Raw genomic sequence first — 21,228 nt, forward strand, 5'->3', positions numbered from 1 at the left:
GGGATGATGACTTTCGCAGGATATTCGCTGCTCCCCGTGTTGCCGGAACTGGTGCTGGCCGCCGGCGCCATGGCGCTGTTGATGCTGGGCGCGTTTCGCGGCGCGCAGACGACGCAGCTTGTCACCGGGCTTGCTATCGCTCTGTTTGTTGTGACCGGCGCGCTCATCTTCTGGCTGCCCGCGGGCAAGCTCACGACTTTCGGCGGCAGCTTCATCGTCGACGACTTCGCGCGCTTCCTTAAGGTTCTGTCGCTGATCGGCTCCGGCACGGCGTTGATCCTGTCGCGGGGCTATCTTGCCACGCAGGCCAGGATTTTCGAATACGCCATTCTCATCATGCTCTCGACCGTCGGCATGATGGTGCTGATCTCCGCTGGCGATCTCATCATGCTCTATCTCGGCCTCGAACTGATGAGCCTTGCGCTCTATGTCGTGGCGGCGAGCCATCGCGACGACACCAAGTCGACCGAGGCGGGCCTGAAGTATTTTGTGCTCGGCGCGCTGTCGTCGGGAATGCTGCTGTACGGCGCGTCCCTGATTTATGGCTTCACCGGCACAGTCAGCTTCGCGGGCATCGCGACGGAAGCGAAAAGCGGCAATGTCGGCCTGCTGTTCGGACTCGTGTTCCTGCTCGCGGGACTTTGCTTCAAGGTCTCCGCGGTGCCGTTCCATATGTGGACGCCGGACGTTTACGAGGGCGCGCCGACGCCGGTCACGGCGTTCTTCGCGTCCGCGCCGAAGGTTGCGGCGCTTGCGGTGTTCACGCGCGTGGCGCTGACCGCGTTCCCGGGCATTGTGCCGGAATGGCAGCAGATCATCGTGTTCGTCTCCATCGCCTCGATGGCGCTGGGATCGTTCGCCGCGATCGGTCAGAAGAACATCAAGCGCCTGATGGCGTATTCGTCCATCGGCCACATGGGTTTCGCGCTGGTCGGACTCGCCGCCGGAACGGAGCAGGGCGCGCAGGGCGTGCTGGTCTACATTGCGATCTATGTCGCCATGACGCTCGGCACCTTCGCCATCATCATCGCCATGAAACGCAACGGCAAGGCTGTCGAGACAATCAGCGATTTTGCGGGACTCTCGCGCACCAATCCGCTGCTGGCGTTCTTCTTTGCGATGTTCCTGTTTTCGCTGGCGGGCATTCCGCCGCTCGCGGGCTTCTTCGCGAAGTTCTACGTGTTTCTCGCGGCGATCAAGGCGGGCCTGTTTACGCTGGCGGTGATCGGCGTGGTGACCAGCGTCGTCGGCGCGTTTTATTATCTCGCCATCATCAAGGTGATGTATTTCGACGAGCCGAAAGAGGCGATGGAGCCGATGGGCGGCGAACTCCGGTTCGTGCTGGCGCTGGCAGGCGCGTTCAACATCCTGTTCTTCGTCTATCCGGCGCCGCTGGTGAGCGCAGCTTCGGTGGCTGCGAAGTCGCTGTTTTAATGACGTTCGCGCTCGGTCCACGGGCCAGAGCCCAGAACTATCGCGTGGAAGCGTTCGACAGCATCGGTTCGACCAACGCGGAGGCGCTGGAACGGGCGCGGGCAGGCGAGCGCGGCCCGTTGTGGCTGGTGACGGACCAGCAAACCGCTGGACGCGGACGCCGCCAGCGCGCATGGGTATCCCCGCGCGGCAATCTCGCAGCCACCATCGTCGAGACCGTCAATGTCCAGCCCTCCGTCGCTGCGACTTTGGGCTTCGCCGCGGGGCTCGCCCTCGAAGCGGCTTTGCAGACCATCACCGTGGAATACCGAATGCGATCCGGCGGCGCCGCCAACAGCAAGTTTCTCCTGAAGTGGCCGAACGACGTTCTGGCCGGCGGCGAAAAGCTGTCCGGGATATTGCTCGAAGCGGAAACCATTGGCGGCGATCTCGCGGTGGCTGTCGGCATGGGAACCAATGTGGTGTCCGCGCCCGAGGGCACGCCGTATCCCGCGACATCGCTTGCGGCGCTTGGCATCACCGTCAGTGCCGATGACCTGTTCATGGCCCTGTCGGATTCCTGGGCCGAGTTTCGTGGCATCTGGGACGATGGCCGCGGCTTTCCCGAGATTCGCCGCTTATGGCTTGAGCGCGCCGCCGGACTTGGCGAAGCTGTCTCCATTCAATCGAGTGGCGCCGGCGTTGAGGGTATCTTTGAAACCATCGACGAGACCGGCTGCCTGATCGTTGCGGGCCATGATGGCAAGCGCACGCCGATCGCCGCCGGTGACGTTCATTTTGGATCCGCTAAATCGTCTGGAGCAGCCTGATGTCGCGACCTGACGAACTGACTTTTGCGCCGCTCGGGGGCGTCGGCGAGATCGGCATGAACCTGTCGATTTATGGCCTCGGCAATCGCCACCAGCGAAGCTGGCTCGCGGTCGATCTCGGCGTCTCGTTCGGCAACGAGGAGCATCTGCCGGGCATCGACGTGATCATGCCGGACATCCGCTTCCTGGTGAAAGAGCGCAAAAACCTGATGGGTCTCGTGCTGACCCATGCCCACGAGGATCATTTCGGCGCCATCATCGACCTGTGGCCGCAACTGAAATGTCCGATCTACGCGACCCAGTTCAGCGCCTCGTTGTTCGAAGCCAAATGCGCCAGCGAGCGCAATCCGCCGAAGATTCCGGTGACGGTCGTGCCGTCCGGCGGACGGATCGACATCGGCCCGTTCAGCGTCGAGTTCGTCCCCGTCGCGCATTCGATTCCGGAATCCCACGCGCTTGCGATCAAGACGCCGGTCGGCACCGTGCTGCATACCGGCGATTGGAAGATCGATCCGACGCCGATCATCGGCAAGCCGACCGACGAGAAACGGCTGCGCGAGCTGGGCGATGAGGGCGTGCTGGCGCTGGTCGGCGATTCGACCAATGCGGTGCGCGAAGGCCGCTCGCCATCCGAGCAGGAAGTCGCAAAGAACATCACCGACCTCGTGAAAGCCGCGCGCGGGCGCGTGGCGGTGACGACCTTCGCATCCAACGTGGCGCGGCTGCGCGCCGTGGCCGATGCGGCGAAGGCCGCCGACCGCGAGGTGGTTGTGGTCGGACGCGCGATGGAGCGCGTGGTGCAGGTCGCGCGCGAGACGGGTTATCTCGACGGCGTGCAGCCGTTTCGCGGCATGGATCTCTACGGACATTTTCCGCCCGACAAGGTTCTGGCGCTGTGCACGGGCAGCCAGGGCGAACCGCGCGCGGCGCTGGCGCGCATCGCCAATGACGATCATCCGATGGTCACGCTCAACAAGGGCGACACGGTGATTTTCTCGTCGCGCACCATTCCCGGCAACGAGAAAGCCGTCGGCGCGATCATCAACGGCCTCGTGACGCAGGGCGTAGAGGTCATCACCGACCGCACGCACATGGTCCACGTGTCGGGCCACCCACGGCGCGACGAGTTGCGCGACATGATTTCGTGGGTGCGTCCGCAACTGCTGATCCCGGTGCATGGCGAGGCGCTGCATCTGTCGGAACACGCCAAGCTCGCGCGCGCCTGTGGCGTGCCGAAGGTGCTGATCTGCAAGAACGGCGATCTGGTACGGCTGGGGCCGGGCGATCCCGCGATCATCGAGGAACTGCCGAACGGGCGGATTTTCAAGGACGGCAACCTGCTGGAGACGGACAAGGCGCGCGCTGTCACCGAGCGGCGGCGGCTGGCGTTCGCCGGCTGCGCCTTCGTCGCTATCGCCGTCACCGACAAGGGCGAGCTGGCCGACGATCCCGAGGTTGATCTGGTCGGCATTCCGGAAAAGAATAAGGAAGGCGCGGTGATCGAGGACGACGTGTTCGACGTTGTCGTGTCTACGGTCGAGAGCCTGCCGCGCGGCAAGCGCCGCGATCCCGACGCGATTGCCGAATCCGTGCGCCGCGCCGTGCGCGCCGAGATCAACGAGCAGTGGGGCAAGAAGACGCTTTGCTATGTTCACGTGCTGATGGTTTGATTTCCCCGGTTGTTGTGTTGTGGAGAGAGTGATGCTGGGCAGGCTCAATCATGTGGCGATCGCGGTAAAGGATGCCGAGAAAGCCGCGAAGATCTACGGCACGGCGTTCGGCGCCGAGATTTCGGCTGCGGTGCCGCTGCCCGAGCATGGCGTCATCACGGTGTTCGCGACGCTGCCCAATACCAAGATCGAATTCATCCAGCCGCTGGGCAAGGATTCTCCGATCGCGAAGTTCGTCGACCGGAACGCCGACGGCGGCATCCACCATATCTGCTACGAGGTGCCGGACATCATCGCGGCACGGGATCAACTGATCGCGGAAGGTGCGCGGGTGCTCGGCGACGGCAATCCGAAGATCGGCGCGCACGGCAAGCCGGTGCTGTTCCTGCATCCGAAGGATTTTTCCGGTGCGCTCGTCGAAATCGAACAGTCCTGAGGGCTGCAAAATGAAACGAACGGATTCGAGACGCTGATGGTCTATTCGATCTCAACCGCGTTCGCGATTTACTTTGTGCTGTGGTGGGTCGTGCTGTTTGCGGTCCTGCCGTTCGGCGTGCGCAGCCAGATGGAAAACGGTGAGGAGATCGCGGGCACCGATCCCGGTGCTCCGAGCGTGCCGCGCATGGCGCGCAAGCTGCTCTGGACCACCGTGATTTCGGCTGTGATCTTCGCGGCCGGAATGGCGGCTTTCAAGGCGGGCTATTTCAACATCGAGCGCTTGACGAAGCTGATGGGCATTCCGCTCTAACGCGGGATGCTGCGCGCCGCCGAGGTGCTTTAGCCGACATGCAGTATAATGCGCTCGTCGCTCGCAGCGCACGTTCGCGAATCTTCCACGCGCATTGCGCGAACACTGATCCGCAGAAACACATCTCAAAGAAAAAAGAGCAGGGCCAAAGCCCTGCTCAAAAATCGTGTCGACCCTATTTTCCCCGATAAATTTGGATTTATCCTTGATTGAACGGGGCGACGCTGCTTGTGCGCGCCAGGGGCTCCTCCCGAGACTTGGACCACCAGCGGAATACGACGATTAGCCGCATCGCGCTGACGGGATTTTGTAGCCGAAGGATTCTGCCTTGTCACGTTTTTCAGCACTAAATGTCTACTTTTGCGGCACTGCACAAATAGCTCAAAACCATGCTGAAAACCGGCGATTTTCGCATTTTGTACCAGACCCGGTTGAGGGTTGGACGAGGAAGGTGCGGAACTACCATTTGACGCGCATTCCGGCATAGACCGCGCGCCCTGTGCCGGGCTCGAACAGCGGAGATGCGGCATTTGCCGTGCGCGCGATGCTCGAGCTTGCGATGTAGGCGGTGTTCGCGATGTTGCGCGCCTCGAGATAGATCGCGTACTTGCCGTCATCGACACCGGCCTTCAGTCCCCAGATGGCGTAGGCGTCGGACGTGAACGTATTCGCGTTGTCGACGTAATAGGCCCGCGGCACCCATTCGATGTTCGGCCCGATGTAGAACCCGCTGGTGTGCTTGTAGAGCAACTCTGCGCGCAGGAAGTGACGCGGCGCGCCGGGAAGCTGGTTGTTGCCGAAGGTCACATCGTTGTCGAAGCGGAAGTCGTTGTAGGTGTAGGCGAGGTTGACCCACACCTTGTCCGCACCGGGAATGTTGCTGAAGATGTTCTTGAAAACCGCAACGCCGAGTCCCGCTTCGATCCCCTGATGAATCGTGCGGTCCGCATTGACCACGTTGCACTGACCGGGCGCGCCATACATGCATTGCAGTTCGTTCTTGATCTCGGCGCGGTAGCCGGTGAGCTCCCAGGTCAGGTCAGGACGCCGTCCACGTGTGCCGACCTCATAGGTGGTCGCCGTCTGCGGCCGGATCAGATTAAACGGGATCGCGGGCGCGGCCGAACTTTCACCAAAACTCGGCACCTCGGCGCTGCGCGAGATGTTGGCGAAGGCTTGCCATGTCGGGTCGATGTCCCAGAGCAACCCGGCCTTCGGGCTCCATAGATTGAATTCCGTCGAACCGCTTGATGTCGCGCCGAACCGGGCCGTGCGATCGCGCGTGGCGTACAGGAACTGGGTGCCGCCGATCGCGGCGACGTTCGGCAGGAAGTAAAACGAATCCTCTACGTAGACCGATGTGTTCTTCGACTTGTCGACCGATGACGAGAGCAACGCGCCCTTATAGCCGCCGATGTTCGCGTACTGCTGGTTGTCGATAGTGCCGTTGACGACATTCACGCCGGCGATGAAGCGATTGCGGAAGCCGCCGATCAGCCGCTCGTCGGTCGCCTTGGCGAAGCCGCCGTAGTCTTTGTACTGGTAATCGAGCCACTGGAAGATCGGATGCATCAGGTGGCGGTCCACCGCGAACGCGCCGAACTCGACCGTGGTGGCGTCGAACCGGATTGTGGTCTTGTTGGCGAGGCGCACGCTGTCGATGTTGCGCTGCTGGTCGCCGGTGAGGTTTCCGGGAGCGGCTGTCTCGGGCGAAGTCAAAGCCGAGGTTTTGGTCACTGAGCCCGGGATGCGTTGCCGTATGTCGTTGGCGTTGATGTAGAAGCGCGTCTCGAAGTCCGGCGAGAACTGATAGCCGATGTTGCCGCTGGCGCGGGTGCTGTGGCCGGAACTGTGATCGCGGAAGCCCTCGGCGCTCTGGTTCGACGCCGTGAAGAACGCATCCCATGGGCCGTTGGCGCCGCCGACGCTGCCCTGAAAGCGGCGATAGCCGAACGCGCCCATGTCGATGCCCGCGCTGTTGACGCCGGCATCGCGGCCGGTCGGCGTCACGAAATTGATCGCGCCGCCGAGCGAATTCGCGCCGAACCGCAGGGCATTCGCGCCCTTGAAGACCTCGACATACTTGTAAGCGGTCGGGTCGATCTCCTGGAAATCGCCGTAGCCGTCGGACGTGTTGATCGGAATGCCGTCCATATAGAGCTGCACGCCGCGCAAATGGAAATTGCGCGACAGGCTCGATCCGCGAATCGAAAGGCGGGTGTCGTCGCCCCATTTCGGCTGTGCGAATACGCCGGGGACATATCCCAGAACATCCTTGATCGTGCTGGCGACGGAGTTGTTCCGGTACTCCTGCGCTGACACGACCGCGACTCCGCCGGGTGTCTGCTGAATCTCCTGACGCGCCTGTTCGGCGGTCTTCACGCCCAGCGGTCCGGGCGTCGCAGGACCCGATGCGGCCGGTGTGGTCGAAGCCGCAGCGGGTTGAGGATTGGTCGGGCGTGCTCCTCGATCTGTGACGGGACGAGCCTGTCTCTCGGCTTCGACGTTCACCGTCGGAAGCGTTTGCGGCGCGGTCTGCGCATGAGATTGCGCGGCAGTCATCACGGCTGCGATGGATGCGGACGCCAGCAGAATGCTGTGCGCCCGTAGGGATACGGAAAACATGGACTTAGTCCCACCAGTGACGTTGACGATTGAACGGATGCGCCGAAGCGCTGGTCGTCAGCTCAGGTGGGGAGGGCCGCGGGGCTGGTGATCGAGGACCGCGAAGCGCGCGATGCCGTCATCGTGGCGCACGGGCTCGAAGAAAACCTGCAACGCGATACGGATGGCCAGCGCGGGGGTATGCGGCAGGTCAGCCACTGCTGCTGCGCTGGAGACACACAGCGGGCAGCGGATGATCGGCTTGCCGTCATCGGTACCGCCGCCTGCATCTGCCGGCGACGAAGCGCCATTGAGACACAGTTCGTGCAGGGCATCGAGCTTGAGAGGGGAAACCTTGGCCAGCAGCGCGCTGGTCAGCATCACGTTGAAGACGAGCGCATAGGCTGCGACAAACGCAGCCCATCGTCCAATCGTTCTGATCCGTGCTGCACCCATTTTAAACCCCATCAGGCTGTTACCATGGGTGGAGGGAACCGCAAATCCCCCAAAAACCACACCCATGCTTCCTCTTGTGTTTTGCCATTTGATCCGCTTTCACTGAAAAGGTTCCTAGGCTTCGCTGCCGATTCCCTGACCAATCGAAAACCCTGAGTGATCCCATGCGATTGTCGCGTTTTTTTCTGCCAATTCTCAAGGAGACGCCGAAAGAGGCGGAGATCGTGTCGCACCGGCTGATGCTGCGCGCCGGCATGATGCGGCAGGAAGCGGCCGGCATCTATGCGTGGCTGCCGCTCGGCTTACGGGTGCTGAAAAAGATCGAAAAGATCGTGCGTGAGGAGCAGGACCGCGCGGGGGCGATCGAGCTTCTGATGCCGACGCTGCAACTCGCCGATCTGTGGCGCGAGAGCGGACGCTACGACGCCTACGGGCCGGAGATGCTGCGCATTGCCGACCGCCACAAGCGCGAGCTGTTGTACGGGCCGACCAACGAGGAAATGATCACGGAGATCTTCCGGGCTTACGTGAAGTCTTACCGGAGCCTTCCGCTCAACCTCTATCATATTCAATGGAAATTCCGCGACGAACAGCGTCCGCGTTTCGGCGTGATGCGCGGCCGCGAATTCCTGATGAAGGATGCCTATTCGTTCGATATCGACGAGGCGGCGGCGCGGCTATCCTACAACAGGATGTTCGTGGCTTACCTGCGCACCTTCGCGCGCATGGGCCTGAAGGCGATCCCGATGCGCGCCGAGACCGGACCCATCGGCGGCGATCTCAGCCACGAGTTCATCGTGCTGGCGGAGACCGGCGAGTCCGGGGTGTTCTGCAACAAGGACGTGCTCGACCTGCCGGTGCCGGACGCGAGCGTGGATTACAACGGCGATCTCACGCCGATCATCAAGCAGTGGACGGATCTCTACGCCGCCACCGAGGACGTTCACGATGCTGCGCGCTACGAGCGCGAGGTGCCGGCCGACAAGCGGGTGCAGACCCGTGGTATCGAGGTCGGGCAGATTTTCTACTTCGGCACCAAATACTCCGACATCATGAAAGCGGTCGTGTCCGGTCCCGACGGCGCGGAGAAGCCGGTTCATGGCGGCTCTTACGGCGTCGGCGTGTCGCGTCTGGTGGGCGCGATCATCGAGGCCTGCCACGACGAGAACGGCATTCAGTGGCCGGAAGAGGTGGCGCCGTTCCGGATCGCCATTCTCAATCTCAAGCAGGGCGGCAGCGATACCGACGCGGCCTGCGAGAAGCTCTATGCGGCGCTGACGGCCAAGGGCGTGGATGTTCTGTACGACGACACCGACCAGCGGCCGGGCGGTAAATTCGCCACTGCCGACCTGATCGGCATTCCCTGGCAGGTTTTGATCGGGCCGAAGGGGCTCGCCGAGGGCAAGGTCGAAATCAAGCGCCGCAGCGACGGATCGCGTGAGTTCATGAGCCTTGACGACGCGATCAATCGCTTCGCGCCTTAAGTCATACACCGATTTATGTACCGGCCGTGTCGCAGTTACTGCGGCACGAGACTAGAATTCGCCCGATTCGTGTGAAAATCCGAACCATGGAACCAACATGAGCGAGCCAGTTCGGACCCCACCTTTCGCGCCATTCGAATGGATGTTGTCGTCCCGCTATCTGCGGGCGCGGCGCAAGGAAGGGTTCATTTCGGTCATTGCCGGATTTTCGTTCCTTGGGATCATGCTCGGGGTGGCGACGCTCATTATCGTGATGGCCGTGATGAACGGCTTCCGCAAGGAATTGCTCGACAAGATTCTCGGCCTCAACGGCCATGTGGTTGTGCAGCCGCTGGAATCGCCGCTGACGGACTGGAAGGAAGTGGCCGAGCGCATCAGCCGGGTCGACGGGATTCGCCTCGCGGCTCCGGTGGTGGACGGACAGGCGCTGGCGTCGTCGCCGTTCAATGCGTCGGGCGTTTTCGTCCGGGGTATCCGGGCTCAGGACCTCAACAGCGTCACGTCGATCACCAAGAACATCAAGCAGGGCACGCTGGAAGGCTTCGACGAGGGGCAGGGTGTCGCGATCGGCCGCCGCCTCGCGGATCAATTGTCGCTGCGCGCCGGGGACAGCATCACGCTGGTGGCGCCGCGCGGCGCGGTGACGCCCATGGGCACGACGCCGCGCATCAAGCCCTACAAGGTCGCGGCGGTGTTCGAGATCGGGATGTCCGAGTACGACGCCTCGTTCGTCTTCATGCCGCTGGTCGAAGCGCAAGCCTATTTCAACCGCGCCAATGACGTGACCGCCATCGAGGTCTACACGACCAATCCCGACAAGATCGACGTCTTCCGAAAGTCGGTGACCGAAGCGGCGCAGCGGCCGATCTTTCTGGTCGACTGGCGACAGCGCAATTCCACGTTCTTCAATGCCTTGCAGGTCGAGCGCAACGTAATGTTCTTGATCCTGACGCTGATCGTGCTGGTGGCCGCGCTGAACATCGTCTCCGGCCTCATCATGCTGGTGAAGGACAAGGGCAGCGACATCGCGATCCTGCGCACCATGGGCGCGTCGCAAGGCTCGGTGATGCGGGTGTTCCTGATCACCGGCGCGGCCATTGGCGTGGTCGGGACTCTCGTCGGATTTCTGCTGGGGCTGCTGATCTGCATGAACATCGAATCGATCCGGCAGTTCATTTCGTGGATGACCAACACCGAACTGTTCTCGCCGGAACTGTATTTCCTGTCCAAGCTCCCGGCTGAGGTCGATGTCGGGGAAACCGCGGCAGTCGTCATCATGGCGTTGACGCTGTCGTTTCTGGCGACGCTGTATCCGTCGTGGCGCGCCGCGCGCCTCGATCCCATCGAAGCTCTCAGATACGAATGAGCGCACAGATGGAGCAGGGGGAAAATGGCGTTCCGGTCGTGTATCTGCACGACGTCCGCAGGCGGTACAAACAGGGCGAAGCGACGCTGACCATTCTCGACGGCGCAAGTCTGGCGCTGTGGGAAGGCCAGTCGGTCGCGCTGGTCGCACCGTCCGGTACGGGAAAATCGACGCTGCTGCACATCGCAGGGCTGCTGGAGCAGCCCGACGAGGGCGAGGTCTATGTCGGCGGGACCGCGACGTCCGGATTGTCGGACTCAGAGCGCACGCAGATCCGCCGCACCGACATCGGTTTCGTCTATCAGTCGCACCGGCTGCTGCCGGAATTCTCCGCGCTTGAGAATGTGATGATGCCGCAGATGATCCGCGGCCTGCCGAAGAAGGAAACCATCAAGCGGTCGCAGGAAATCCTGGCCTATCTCGGCCTGGCAGATCGCGTAACGCATCGGCCGGCGGAATTGTCAGGGGGCGAGCAGCAGCGCGTGGCGATTGCCCGCGCGGTCGCCAATGCGCCGCGGGTTCTGTTCGCCGATGAGCCGACCGGGAATCTCGATCCGCATACCGCGGATCATGTGTTCAAGGCGCTTACGCAGCTTGTGAAGGCGACGCGCGTCGCGATGCTGATCGCGACGCATAATATGGATCTGGCTGCACGGATGGACCGCCGTGTGTCGCTTCAGGACGGCCACGTCGTCGAACTCGACTGAACGCTGTTAGGTGAGCGCCGTTAGAGTACCGATTGATCAGTACGACCGGCGCCTGCGTGAATAAATCCGGTCATCCGGCTCGTCATAGCCGCCCTGGTAGAAATAGTTCCGGTCGCAGTAGGCGCGCTGCCCAGAGGCCGTGATCATGCACTGTGCGTAGGTGTAGTAGCTGCAATCGCCACGATCCGAGGTGTTCGGGCTGAAGAGACAGAACGGAAGGTTGCGCGCCTCGGCGGCGGAAGGCTGAAAGGTCAAGGCGGCGCCGATAGCCGCTGCAGCCAGAATCAAAGTTCGCATTGGGATCTCCTGTTCGGCTGACTGCCGACTCTCCGTTGGTATTTGTCCCACACAAAGCGGTTCAAGCCTGCGTGGTCAACTCACGTTCGCGCGCAACGGCGTCGCACGGCTGCCCCTGACGCCAATTTACGAGTCGTTAGCTTTGTTGGTTTCAGCGGCTTTTCCGGTGTTGGTCCCTGCTTGACTTTGAGAACAAATAAGGAACAATGTTCTTATTACGTTCTCATAGACCGATGAGGAGTTGGATCATGTTGAAGACGTTCGTGGAAGAAGCCGCTGCGCTGACCTCGCTGGTGCTTTTCGTTGGAATGATCGCGATCTGGGCGCAAGTCATTCCTCAGATGTAAAGCTCGCATCCTCGGGAATGTTCGAGAATGCCGAGAGGCTGGGGATAAGGATGATGGACCGACAGGTCGGCGTGTTCCGCGTGGACACCCACTGCTCAAGGCACCACCATCAGTCTCTCTGAGTCGCGGCTCCCGGAGTCGCCGGCTTTTCCTAGTCGCTCTGCATCGCAGGCTGTTCATCCACCGATGAATCGCGTTTGCGAAGGTTGCCAAGGTAAGCATGTCCAAAAACGTACCGTCGAAATTGTCCGCGTCGGATCCCGGATTCGTTCATCTGCACGTTCATTCGGCCTATTCGCTGCTGCAAGGTTCGATGACGATCGCCAAATTGGCGGAACTCGCCAAGGCCGACCGTCAGCCCGCGCTGGCGCTGACCGACAACGACAACATGTTCGGGGGGCTGGAATTTTCCGAGAAGATCGCCGGCTACGGCATCCAGCCTATTACCGGCTGTGCGGTGTCGGTCGATTTCGGCGATCAGGACATCACGGCGCGCAACGCGCTCGCACCCGCGCGCATCGTCCTGCTCGCGACCAATGAAGACGGCTATCGCAGCCTGATGAAACTGAACTCCCGCGCGTTTCAGGACACGCCGGTCAATCAGGCGCCTCACATCAAGGTTGAGTGGCTGGAAGGCGAGACCGGCGGCCTCATCGCGCTGACCGGAGGACCGGACGGGCCGATCGCGCAGGCGATCGTCGCCGATCAGCCCGCGCTGGCGCAGGCGCGCTGCGACGTGCTGGCGAACTTGTTCGGCGACCGGCTTTATATTGAATTGCAGCGTCATGGACTTGAGAGCGAGCGCCGCTGCGAATCCGTCCTGATCGACATGGCTTACGCGCGTAACCTGCCGCTGGTCGCGACCAACCAGCCGTATTTCGCAACCGCCGACGATTACGAAGCGCACGACGCGCTGCTTTGTATTGCGGGCGGGCGGCTGGTCTCGGAGACCGACCGCAACCAGCTGACCCCTGATCATCGCTTCAAGACTCGCGCCGAAATGGCCGTGCTGTTTGCCGACTTGCCGGAGGCGCTAGCCTCCACCGTCGAAATCGCGAAACGCTGCGCGTTCCGCCCGAAGACGCGCAAGCCGATCCTGCCGCGCTTCACGGTTGTCGGAAGTGCCAATTCGGATAATGCGGAAGGTGAGGAGGGCGCCGAGTTACGCCGTCAGGCCGAGGAAGGACTGGCGGGACGTCTTGCGACCCACGGTCTGGCCCAGGGCGTGTCCGAGGAAGAGTACCGCGCGCGTCTGGCGTTCGAGATCGACGTCATCACCCGCATGAATTATTCGGGCTACTTCCTGATCGTGTCGGACTTCATCAAATGGGCGAAAGCTCAGGGGATTCCCGTCGGCCCGGGCCGTGGTTCGGGCGCGGGCTCATTGGTGGCCTACGCGCTGACGATTACCGACCTCGATCCGATCCGTTTCGGCCTGCTGTTCGAGCGCTTTCTCAATCCCGAGCGCGTGTCGATGCCGGACTTCGACATCGACTTCTGTCAGGACCGCCGCGGCGAGGTGATCCGCTATGTGCAGGACCGCTACGGCCGCGAACAGGTCGGCCAGATCATCACGTTCGGAACCCTGCAGGCGCGCGGCGTGCTGCGCGACGTCGGCCGCGTGCTGCAGATGCCTTACGGACAGGTGGACCGGCTCACCAAGCTGGTGCCGCAAAATCCCGCAGCACCGGTGACGCTGTCGGCGGCGATCGCCAGCGAACCCAAGTTGCAGGCGTTTCGCGATGAAGATCCGGTGGTGGCCCGCGCCTTCGACATCGCGCAGCGTCTCGAGGGCCTGACGCGTCATGCCTCGACCCACGCCGCCGGCATCGTGATCGGCGACCGGCCACTCTCTGAACTCGTGCCCATGTACCGCGATCCGAAATCGGACATGCCGGTCACGCAGTTCAACATGAAGTGGGTGGAGCCGGCGGGACTGGTGAAGTTCGACTTCCTCGGTCTGAAGACGCTGACCGTGCTCGATGTCGCGGTGAAGCTCCTGAAGCAGCGCGGGGTCGAGGTCGATCTCGCGACGCTGCCGCTCGACGACAAGCCGAGTTACGAGATGCTGGCGCGCGGCGAAGTGGTCGGCGTGTTCCAGGTTGAAAGTCAGGGCATGCGGCGCGCGCTGGTGGACATGCGCCCCGACCGTTTCGAGGACATCATCGCGCTGGTCGCGCTGTACCGCCCGGGTCCGATGGCGAACATCCCGACCTATTGTGCGCGCAAGCACGGTGACGAGGAGCCTGAATACCTGCATCCGATGCTGGAGCCGATCCTCAAGGAAACGTTCGGCGTCGTCATCTATCAGGAACAGGTGATGCAGATCGCGCAGGTCATGGCGGGCTACTCGCTCGGCGACGCCGACCTGCTGCGCCGCGCGATGGGCAAGAAGATCCGCGCCGAGATGGACAAGCAGCGCGCCGGTTTCGTCGCGGGGGCCGTCAAGAACGGCGTGCCGAAAGGGCAGGCCGAGGTTATCTTCGAGCTGCTCGCGAAGTTCGCCGACTACGGCTTCAACAAGAGCCACGCAGCGGCCTACGCGCTGGTGTCGTACCAGACCGCCTACATGAAGGCGCATTATCCGGTGGAGTTCATCGCCGCGTCGATGACGCTGGACATGAACAACACCGACAAGCTGTCGGAATTCCGCGCGGAAGCGCAACGGCTCGGCATCAAGGTCGAAGCGCCGTCGGTCAATCGCTCGGGCGCGACGTTCGAAGTCAACGACAAGACGATCTATTACGCGCTCGCCGCGCTGAAGGGCGTCGGTGGCCACGCTGTCGATCTCATCGTCGAGGCGCGGAAAGAAGGCGCGTTCACGTCGCTGGCCGATTTCGCCGCGCGTGTGAATCCGCGTGCCATCAACAAGCGTGTCGTGGAAAGTCTCGCGGCGGCAGGCGCCTTCGACACCATCGACGCCAATCGCGCGCGGGTGTTCGCAGGCGCGGACGCCATCGTCGCGGCGTGCCAGCGCGGCCACGAAGCATCGACCAGCGGACAGAACGACATGTTCGGCGGTTCGGCGGATGCGCCGAGCATCGTGCTTCCCAATCTGGAACCATGGCTGCCGGCGGACCGCCTGCGCCGTGAATACGACGCCATCGGCTTCTTCCTGTCGGGCCATCCGCTGGACGACTACGCGACCGTACTGAAGCGTCTGCGTGTGCAGTCATGGAGCGAGTTCTCCCGCGCGGTCAAAACGGGCGCGACGGCAGGGCGTGTCGCCGCGACAGTGGTGTCGCGGATGGAGCGCCGCACGAAAACCGGCAACAAAATGGGCATCATCGGATTGTCCGACCCGACCGGCCATTTTGAAGCGGTGCTTTTCTCGGAAGGACTGGCGCAGTATCGCGATGTTCTTGAGCCGGGCTCCGCTGTTCTCATGCAGCTTGGCGCGGAACTTCAGGGCGAAGACGTGCGCGCGCGGGTGCTGCACGCCGAACCGCTCGACGATGCCGCCGCCAAGACGCAGAAGGGACTGCGCATTTTCGTGCGTGACGACAAGCCGCTGGAATCGATCGAGAAGCGACTGGTGGGCCATGCCGCGGCACCGGCGGGTGGTGCAGGCCGCTTCCAGCAAACCAAACCGGCGCCGGCATCGGCAGGTGCGAGCGACGGCGAAGTTACGCTGGTGATGATGCTCGATCTCGAAACCGAGGTGGAGTTGAAGCTGCCGGGCAAGTACCGCGTTTCGCCGCAGATTGCCGGCGCGCTAAAGGCCGTATCCGGCGTGGTGGACGTGCAGACCGTGTGACGATTTTGCGCAGGCGAACACATCGCCTTATTTCGACTGGTTTTCGTTCAACCAATGTTCATGCGGCACGGAATTGACTGTGCGATGGGCTGAACGAGGGACTGTTTCGATGCGCGGGATTCTCAGGCTCTTGAACGTCGCGGTGCTCATGGTGGCCGCCGTCGTGGTGTCGCCATTGGCGGCGCAGACCCCAACTCCTTCACCGCAAGCGAAGCAGCAGCAGGATCGTATCGCGCTGGTGATCGGCAACGGCAACTATCAGGGCTCACCTTTGGCGACGGCTGCGAATGACGCCGGCCTGATCGCCCAGACATTGCAGGCGGCGGGCTTCGATGTCGTCGGCGCGCGCGATCTCGACGGCGAGACGCTGCGCCAGACTTTCCGTGATTTCATCAACAAGGCCAAGAAAGCGGGACCGGATACTGTCGCGGTCGTCTATCTCGCAGGCTACGGCCTTCAGCTCGCGGGCGAGAATTACTTTGCGCCGGTCGATGCGAACATGGCACGCGACACGGACGTGCCGGTCGAAGGGTTGCGCGTCGGCGATTACATGCGCCAGTTGTCGGCGCTGCCACTGAAGGCGACAGTCGTCGTTCTCGACGCCGCCTACAGTCATCCGTTCGCCAAGGAAGGCCAGCCGCTGGCCGGTGGTCTTGCGCTGATCGAGCCTGAGCCCAGGAGCCTGATCGCATTCAACGCGGCGCCCGGAACGGTCGCACCGTCTCCGACGGGCAACTACGGTCCTTATGCGCAGGCACTGGCGGAAATGATCCGCACCGGCGGCATTTCGCTGCCCGAAGTTTTCAACCGTACGCGGCTGCGCGTCAACGATGTGACCAAGGGCGCGCAGGTGCCATGGGATGCGCAGAAGCTCGAAGGCGAGTTCATGTTCTTCGAGCGTGCGCCCGATGCGCCGCCGCTTCAGGCCGATCAAGGCGCCGCCGCGCGTTCAAAGCCGATCCGCGATCTCGGCGCGCAGGATGCTTACACAGCCGCGCTCGAACGCGATACGATTGCGGACTACGAGGCCTTTCTTGCGGCCTATCCCGACGATCCGATGGCGAAGCGGGTGAGGGCGATCGTTGCCGCGCGCCGCGAAGCAATCACATGGCGGCAGACCTACCGCGCAAATACGCAGCAATCGTACTGGTCCTATCTAAAGCGCTATCCGAAAGGCCCGCACGCCGCCGATGCGCGCCGCAGGCTGGCCAATATCGCTGCTGCGCTCGAGCCACCGCCGGCGTTCGACGAGTACGCCTATGACGTGCCGCCGCCGCCGGAATATGAGTACGAATATATCGATCGGCCCTATCTGATGTTCGACGATCCGGTGTTTGGTTTCGCGCCGCCGCCGCCGATCGCGGTGTTCTTCCTGCCGCCGCCGCCGGATGATTTCATCGTGCTCGATCCGCCGCTTTATTACGACGATGTGTACTATCTGCCGCAGCCGGTGTTCATTCCGATTCCGATTTACATCCGTGCGCCGTTTTACGTGCGGCCGCCGCGCAATCGTTTCCTGTTCACCAACATTCACAACACGAACGTCATTCAGAACATCATCAACCGGCGTCCGCCGTCGCTCGACGCGGCGCGACCCGGTGGCCGCCGTCCGGGAGGACGTGATGGCATAGCGGCGACAACGCGTCCCGCGTTTGCGCCGGCTCTGCCGCCATCAGCCACGCGCCGCGCAAACCTGATCCGTCAGGGCAAGGTGGCTGCGCCTGCGGGCGTGCTTCCGGGTCGCGATCGGCCGGGTCGTCCGGGGCAGGGCCAACCGGGTGACTCAGCCAGACCGGGTAACAACCTTCGCCCCGGCAATGTGCTGCCCGGCCAAACTCCCGGAGCCGGACCCGGCGCGCGTCCGGACAGGAACGGGCGGCCCGGCCCCAACGCCTTGCCGACGCCGGATGCGACCGGTCCGGGACGCGACGGTCATCCGGGACGGATCGACCGGGGTTCGGCGGGCCGGCCCGATGTCGCGCGGCCATCCGAGCGACCGGGAACCGTCGCGCCGTCAGGACCGTCCGCGCGGCCGCAAATCCGCCCTGAGCGGCCGGAGGGCCGGACCCGGCCGCAATTCCAGCGTCCGCCGATAGCGTCCCGGCCCCAGACAGCCCCCCGGCCACAGGTCCAGAGGCCTCAAATCCAACGGCCGCAGTTCCAGCGCCCGGTGGCGGCTCCAAGGCCGCAAATGGCTCCAAGGCCACAAATGGCGCCCCGGCCTCAGATGGCGCCCCGGCCGCAGATGGCCCCGCGTCCGGCTCCGGCTCCCCGTGCCGCTCCGGCTGCCCGGCCCGCACCGGCCGCAAGACCCGGCAAGCCGCCGGGTTGAGGGGCGCAGACCGAGCGCTTCGTCTCGCCGCAACCGGCGGGACTTCCGCCGTGAAATCGGCCGGATTTGCTTGCTTAACCACGGTCGCGTGGGTATAAGCCGCGCATCTCACACGGAAGCATGGCTCTCAAAGGCCGTCCGGTGGCACGCCGGGCCGAGACTTTTGTCGTTGGCTCGTAGTGCTCACACGCTTCCGGAGGAACCAACCGGAGAATAGAACTATGGCGTTACCTGAATTCTCGATGCGTCAGCTATTGGAAGCTGGCGTTCACTTTGGTCACCAGTCTCATCGATGGAATCCGAAAATGGCGGATTACATCTTCGGTGCCCGCAACAACATTCACATCATCGACCTCGCGCAGACCGTGCCGTTGCTTCATCGCGCGCTGCAGGCTGTCAGCGACACCGTCGCCAAGGGCGGCCGCGTGCTGTTCGTCGGCACCAAGCGTCAGGCACAGGACGGCGTGGCGGAAGCCGCGAAGCGTTCCGCACAGTACTTCGTCAACTCGCGCTGGCTCGGCGGCACGCTGACCAACTGGAAGACGGTGTCCGGCTCGATCAAGCGCCTGCGCCAGCTCGACGAGATGCTCGGCTCGGGTGAAGGCTCGCAGTACACCAAGAAAGAGCGCCTCACACTGACGCGCGAACGTGACAAGCTCGACCGCTCGCTCGGCGGCATCAAGGACATGGGCGGCTTGCCCGACCTGATCTTCGTGATCGACACCAACAAGGAAGACATCGCGATCCAGGAGGCCCAGCGCCTCAACATTCCGGTCGCCGCGATCGTCGACACCAATTGCGATCCGAAGGGCATCACCTACGTGGTTCCCGGCAACGACGACGCCGGCCGCGCGATCTCGCTGTATTGCGATCTCATCGCGCGCGCGGTGATCGACGGCATCTCCCGTGCACAGGGTGGCTCTGGCATCGACATCGGCGCGATGGCCAACCCGGTTCCGGAAGCCATTGAAGCAGCACCTGTCGGTTTTCAGGGTCTTGCGGGTCCGCGCGGCGTCGCCGACGACCTCAAGAAGCTCACAGGCGTGTCGGGCGCGATCGAGAAGAAGTTCAACGATCTCGGCATCTTCCACTACTGGCAGCTGGCCGAACTCGATCACGATACCGCCCACAAGATCGGCGAAGAAGTCGGTCTTCCGGCACGTGCCGATGGCTGGGTCGCCCAGTCGAAGGCGCTGACCGCGGAAGCGGAATAAGCCTCACACCTCTCGCGCGGCCGGTTGATCCGGCCGCGTCTTTCCCCGGACGGCGCGTGTTCCGCACAAGTGCGACCTGAATACGCGCGAGCTTATATGTAATCCTGCGCGTCGAACCCGGCTTGCCAGCACATGCTGCGCCGCGCGGCCCGCAGAGGCAAAGGACATCCGACGATGGCAACGATCACAGCAGCATTGGTCAAGGATCTGCGCGAGAAGACCGGCGTAGGCATGATGGACTGCAAGCAGGCGCTCAACGAGACCAACGGCGACATGGAAGCCGCCGTCGACTGGCTGCGCAAGAAGGGTCTGTCCAAGGCCGCCAAGAAGGCCGGCCGCGTCGCAGCCGAAGGCCTGATCGCGGCCATCACTGCGGGCACCAAGGGCGTCGTCGTCGAGGTCAATTCCGAGACCGACTTCGTTGCGCGCAACGAGCAGTTCCAGGGCCTCGTCAAGATGATCGGGCAGGTTGCGCTCAAGGCGGGCGCCGACGTCGAGAAGATCAAGGCGGCTCCCGTCGGCGACCTCACGGTCGACCGCGCCATTCAGGATGCGATCGCCACCATCGGCGAGAACATGACGCTGCGCCGCGCGGCCGAACTGTCCGTCAAGGACGGCGTCATCGCGAGCTACGTCCACAACGCGGTGCTCGACGGCCTCGGCAAGATGGGCGTGATCGTCGCTCTCGAATCGACCGGCAAGAAGGACGAACTCGCGACCCTCGGCCGCCAGATCGCCATGCACATTGCTGCTTCGAATCCGCAGGCGCTGGACGCAGCGAGCCTCGATCCTGAAGCCGTGCGCCGCGAGAAGGACGTGATGGCGGACAAATACCGTCAGCAGGGCAAGCCGGACGCCATGATCGAGAAGATCGTCGAATCGGGCCTCAAGACCTACTACAAGGAAGTCACCCTGCTGGAGCAGGCTTTCATTCACGACAGCGCCAAGACAGTGGCGCAGGCCGTGAAGGAGGCTGAGGGCAAAGTCGGCGGACCTATCAAGGTCACCGGGTTTGTGCGCTATGCTCTGGGCGAGGGAATCGAGAAGCAGGAATCCGATTTCGCCGCTGAAGTCGCTGCCGCTGCAGGCCAGGGGTAACGACATCCGCGCGCGTCGGTCGAGATTCTGAGCGCATTCAGCAAAGTCGTTTTGCTCCGGAATGCGCTCAATTCGAGAGAGTGAGCGATCGCATGGGTGAACCGGCTTACCGACGTGTTGTGATCAAGGTCTCCGGCGAGTATCTCGCCGGCGACCAGTCCTTCGGCATTCACCAGCCCACCATCGACCGCATCGCCAGCGACATCATCAAGGCGCGCGAGCTTGGCGTCGAAATCGCCGTGGTCGTCGGCGGCGGCAACATTTTTCGCGGCGTTGAAGTTTCCTCGCGCGGCGTCTCCCGCACCACCGGCGACACGATGGGAATGCTCGCCACCGTTATGAATTGCCTTGCGCTCGAATCCGCGCTCGAGCGCAAGGGCCAGTCGGCCCGCTCGCTGTGCGCTTTCGTCATGCCGCAGATCAGCGAACTGTTTACGCGCAGCGCAGCCCACAAATACCTCGCCGAGGGCCGCATCGTGCTGCTCGCCGGCGGCACGGGCAATCCGTACTTCACCACCGACACGACCGCTGTCCTTCGCGCATCGGAAATCGGCGCGCAGGCGGTACTCAAGGCCACCAATGTGGACGGCGTCTACAGCGCCGACCCGAAGAAGGACAAATCCGCCAAGCGGTTTGACCGGCTGAGCCATTCGCAGGCGGTCGAGGGCGGCTATAAGGTGATGGACGCCACGGCCTTCGCGCTTGCCCGCGAAACATCATTGCCTATCATCGTGTTCTCGATCGCGGAGCCGGGCTCCATCGGCGCCATCCTGAGCGGCAAGGGCAAGGGCACAATCGTTTCCGGCTGACGCCGCGCAGCCATCGACGGCGCGAGCGAAAAGCCCGTGTTCGAACAACAAGATACAGGGTGCGGTCGATGAGTGGGCCGCGTCAGACTTGAAGGA

At 63.0% G+C, this 21,228-nt stretch carries 16 protein-coding genes; 13 read left to right on the forward strand and 3 right to left on the reverse strand.

All coding sequences use genetic code 11. The features are described from left to right. Positions 1 to 6: 6 nt before the first annotated feature. Genes nuoN through AC1RKJ_RS00910 form a run of 5 tightly spaced genes read left to right on the forward strand, consistent with a single transcriptional unit; the run spans position 7 to position 4,661 of the window. Positions 7 to 1,434 carry an NADH-quinone oxidoreductase subunit NuoN gene (nuoN, locus tag AC1RKJ_RS00890; protein ID WP_492792611.1) on the forward strand — a complete coding sequence of 476 codons (1,428 nt, stop codon included), beginning with the start codon at positions 7 to 9 and terminating at the stop codon, positions 1,432 to 1,434. Continuing rightward, positions 1,434 to 2,243: a biotin--[acetyl-CoA-carboxylase] ligase gene (locus tag AC1RKJ_RS00895; protein ID WP_492789029.1), complete on the forward strand. Its 810-nt coding sequence runs from the start codon at positions 1,434 to 1,436 to the stop codon at positions 2,241 to 2,243. The genes nuoN and AC1RKJ_RS00895 overlap by 1 nt, the downstream gene beginning before the upstream one ends. After that, positions 2,243 to 3,913, forward strand: coding sequence for a ribonuclease J (locus AC1RKJ_RS00900; protein ID WP_492789030.1), 1,671 nt, complete (start codon positions 2,243 to 2,245; stop codon positions 3,911 to 3,913). The genes AC1RKJ_RS00895 and AC1RKJ_RS00900 overlap by 1 nt, the downstream gene beginning before the upstream one ends. A 31-nt stretch (positions 3,914 to 3,944) precedes the next feature. Then, positions 3,945 to 4,349, forward strand: a complete 405-nt coding sequence (gene mce, locus AC1RKJ_RS00905) for a methylmalonyl-CoA epimerase (protein WP_492789031.1) — start codon at positions 3,945 to 3,947, stop codon at positions 4,347 to 4,349. Positions 4,350 to 4,385: 36 nt separating this feature from the next. Continuing rightward, positions 4,386 to 4,661, forward strand: a complete 276-nt coding sequence (locus tag AC1RKJ_RS00910; protein WP_492789032.1) for a DUF1467 family protein — start codon at positions 4,386 to 4,388, stop codon at positions 4,659 to 4,661. A gap of 459 nt (positions 4,662 to 5,120) precedes the next feature. Here the strand turns inward: AC1RKJ_RS00910 and AC1RKJ_RS00915 are convergent, their stop codons facing one another. Together AC1RKJ_RS00915 and AC1RKJ_RS00920 are read right to left on the reverse strand one after the other, a co-directional pair. Further along, positions 5,121 to 7,286 (reverse strand): TonB-dependent receptor family protein, encoded by a 2,166-nt coding sequence (locus AC1RKJ_RS00915; RefSeq protein WP_492789033.1) that lies wholly within the window; start codon positions 7,284 to 7,286, stop codon positions 5,121 to 5,123. A 57-nt stretch (positions 7,287 to 7,343) separates the two neighbouring features. Then, positions 7,344 to 7,787 (reverse strand): hypothetical protein, encoded by a 444-nt coding sequence (locus AC1RKJ_RS00920; protein ID WP_492789034.1) that lies wholly within the window; start codon positions 7,785 to 7,787, stop codon positions 7,344 to 7,346. A gap of 98 nt (positions 7,788 to 7,885) precedes the next feature. Between AC1RKJ_RS00920 and proS the strand changes: the two genes are divergently transcribed. The 3 genes from proS to AC1RKJ_RS00935 all read left to right on the forward strand — a co-directional run bounded on the left by proS (position 7,886) and on the right by AC1RKJ_RS00935 (position 11,278). Beyond that, complete coding sequence (proS, locus tag AC1RKJ_RS00925) at positions 7,886 to 9,205, forward strand: proline--tRNA ligase (protein WP_492789035.1); 1,320 nt, start codon at positions 7,886 to 7,888, stop codon at positions 9,203 to 9,205. Positions 9,206 to 9,302: 97 nt separating this feature from the next. Next, the gene (locus tag AC1RKJ_RS00930) at positions 9,303 to 10,571 is read left to right on the forward strand and encodes a lipoprotein-releasing ABC transporter permease subunit (RefSeq protein ID WP_492789036.1); all 1,269 of its coding nucleotides are present in this window, start codon (positions 9,303 to 9,305) and stop codon (positions 10,569 to 10,571) included. A gap of 8 nt (positions 10,572 to 10,579) precedes the next feature. Beyond that, entirely contained in the window at positions 10,580 to 11,278 is a 699-nt protein-coding gene (locus AC1RKJ_RS00935) for an ABC transporter ATP-binding protein (protein ID WP_492792612.1), read from the forward strand. Between the two features lie 36 nt (positions 11,279 to 11,314). On the opposite strand, the gene AC1RKJ_RS00940 is transcribed toward AC1RKJ_RS00935, so the two are convergent. Further along, a complete protein-coding gene (locus AC1RKJ_RS00940; RefSeq protein ID WP_492789037.1) occupies positions 11,315 to 11,575 on the reverse strand; it encodes a DUF3551 domain-containing protein in 261 nt (86 codons plus the stop codon). Positions 11,576 to 12,142: 567 nt separating this feature from the next. On the opposite strand from AC1RKJ_RS00940, the gene dnaE reads away from it, so the two are divergent. The 5 genes from dnaE (at position 12,143) to pyrH (ending at position 21,132) form a co-directional block, all read left to right on the forward strand. Further along, on the forward strand, positions 12,143 to 15,679 hold the full coding sequence (gene dnaE, locus AC1RKJ_RS00945; protein WP_492789038.1) for a DNA polymerase III subunit alpha: 3,537 nt from the start codon (positions 12,143 to 12,145) through the stop codon (positions 15,677 to 15,679). 109 nt (positions 15,680 to 15,788) lie between these two features. Further along, the gene (locus AC1RKJ_RS00950) at positions 15,789 to 18,011 is read left to right on the forward strand and encodes a caspase family protein (RefSeq protein ID WP_492789039.1); all 2,223 of its coding nucleotides are present in this window, start codon (positions 15,789 to 15,791) and stop codon (positions 18,009 to 18,011) included. Between the two features lie 221 nt (positions 18,012 to 18,232). Beyond that, the gene (locus AC1RKJ_RS00955; protein WP_492789040.1) at positions 18,233 to 19,225 is read left to right on the forward strand and encodes a 30S ribosomal protein S2; all 993 of its coding nucleotides are present in this window, start codon (positions 18,233 to 18,235) and stop codon (positions 19,223 to 19,225) included. Between the two features lie 174 nt (positions 19,226 to 19,399). Continuing rightward, positions 19,400 to 20,323, forward strand: coding sequence for a translation elongation factor Ts (gene tsf, locus AC1RKJ_RS00960; RefSeq protein ID WP_492789041.1), 924 nt, complete (start codon positions 19,400 to 19,402; stop codon positions 20,321 to 20,323). 92 nt (positions 20,324 to 20,415) lie between these two features. Beyond that, a complete protein-coding gene (gene pyrH, locus AC1RKJ_RS00965) occupies positions 20,416 to 21,132 on the forward strand; it encodes a UMP kinase (RefSeq protein ID WP_492789042.1) in 717 nt (238 codons plus the stop codon). Positions 21,133 to 21,228: the final 96 nt, after the last annotated feature.

The organism is Afipia sp. GW822-FHT04G07 (assembly GCF_058800765.1).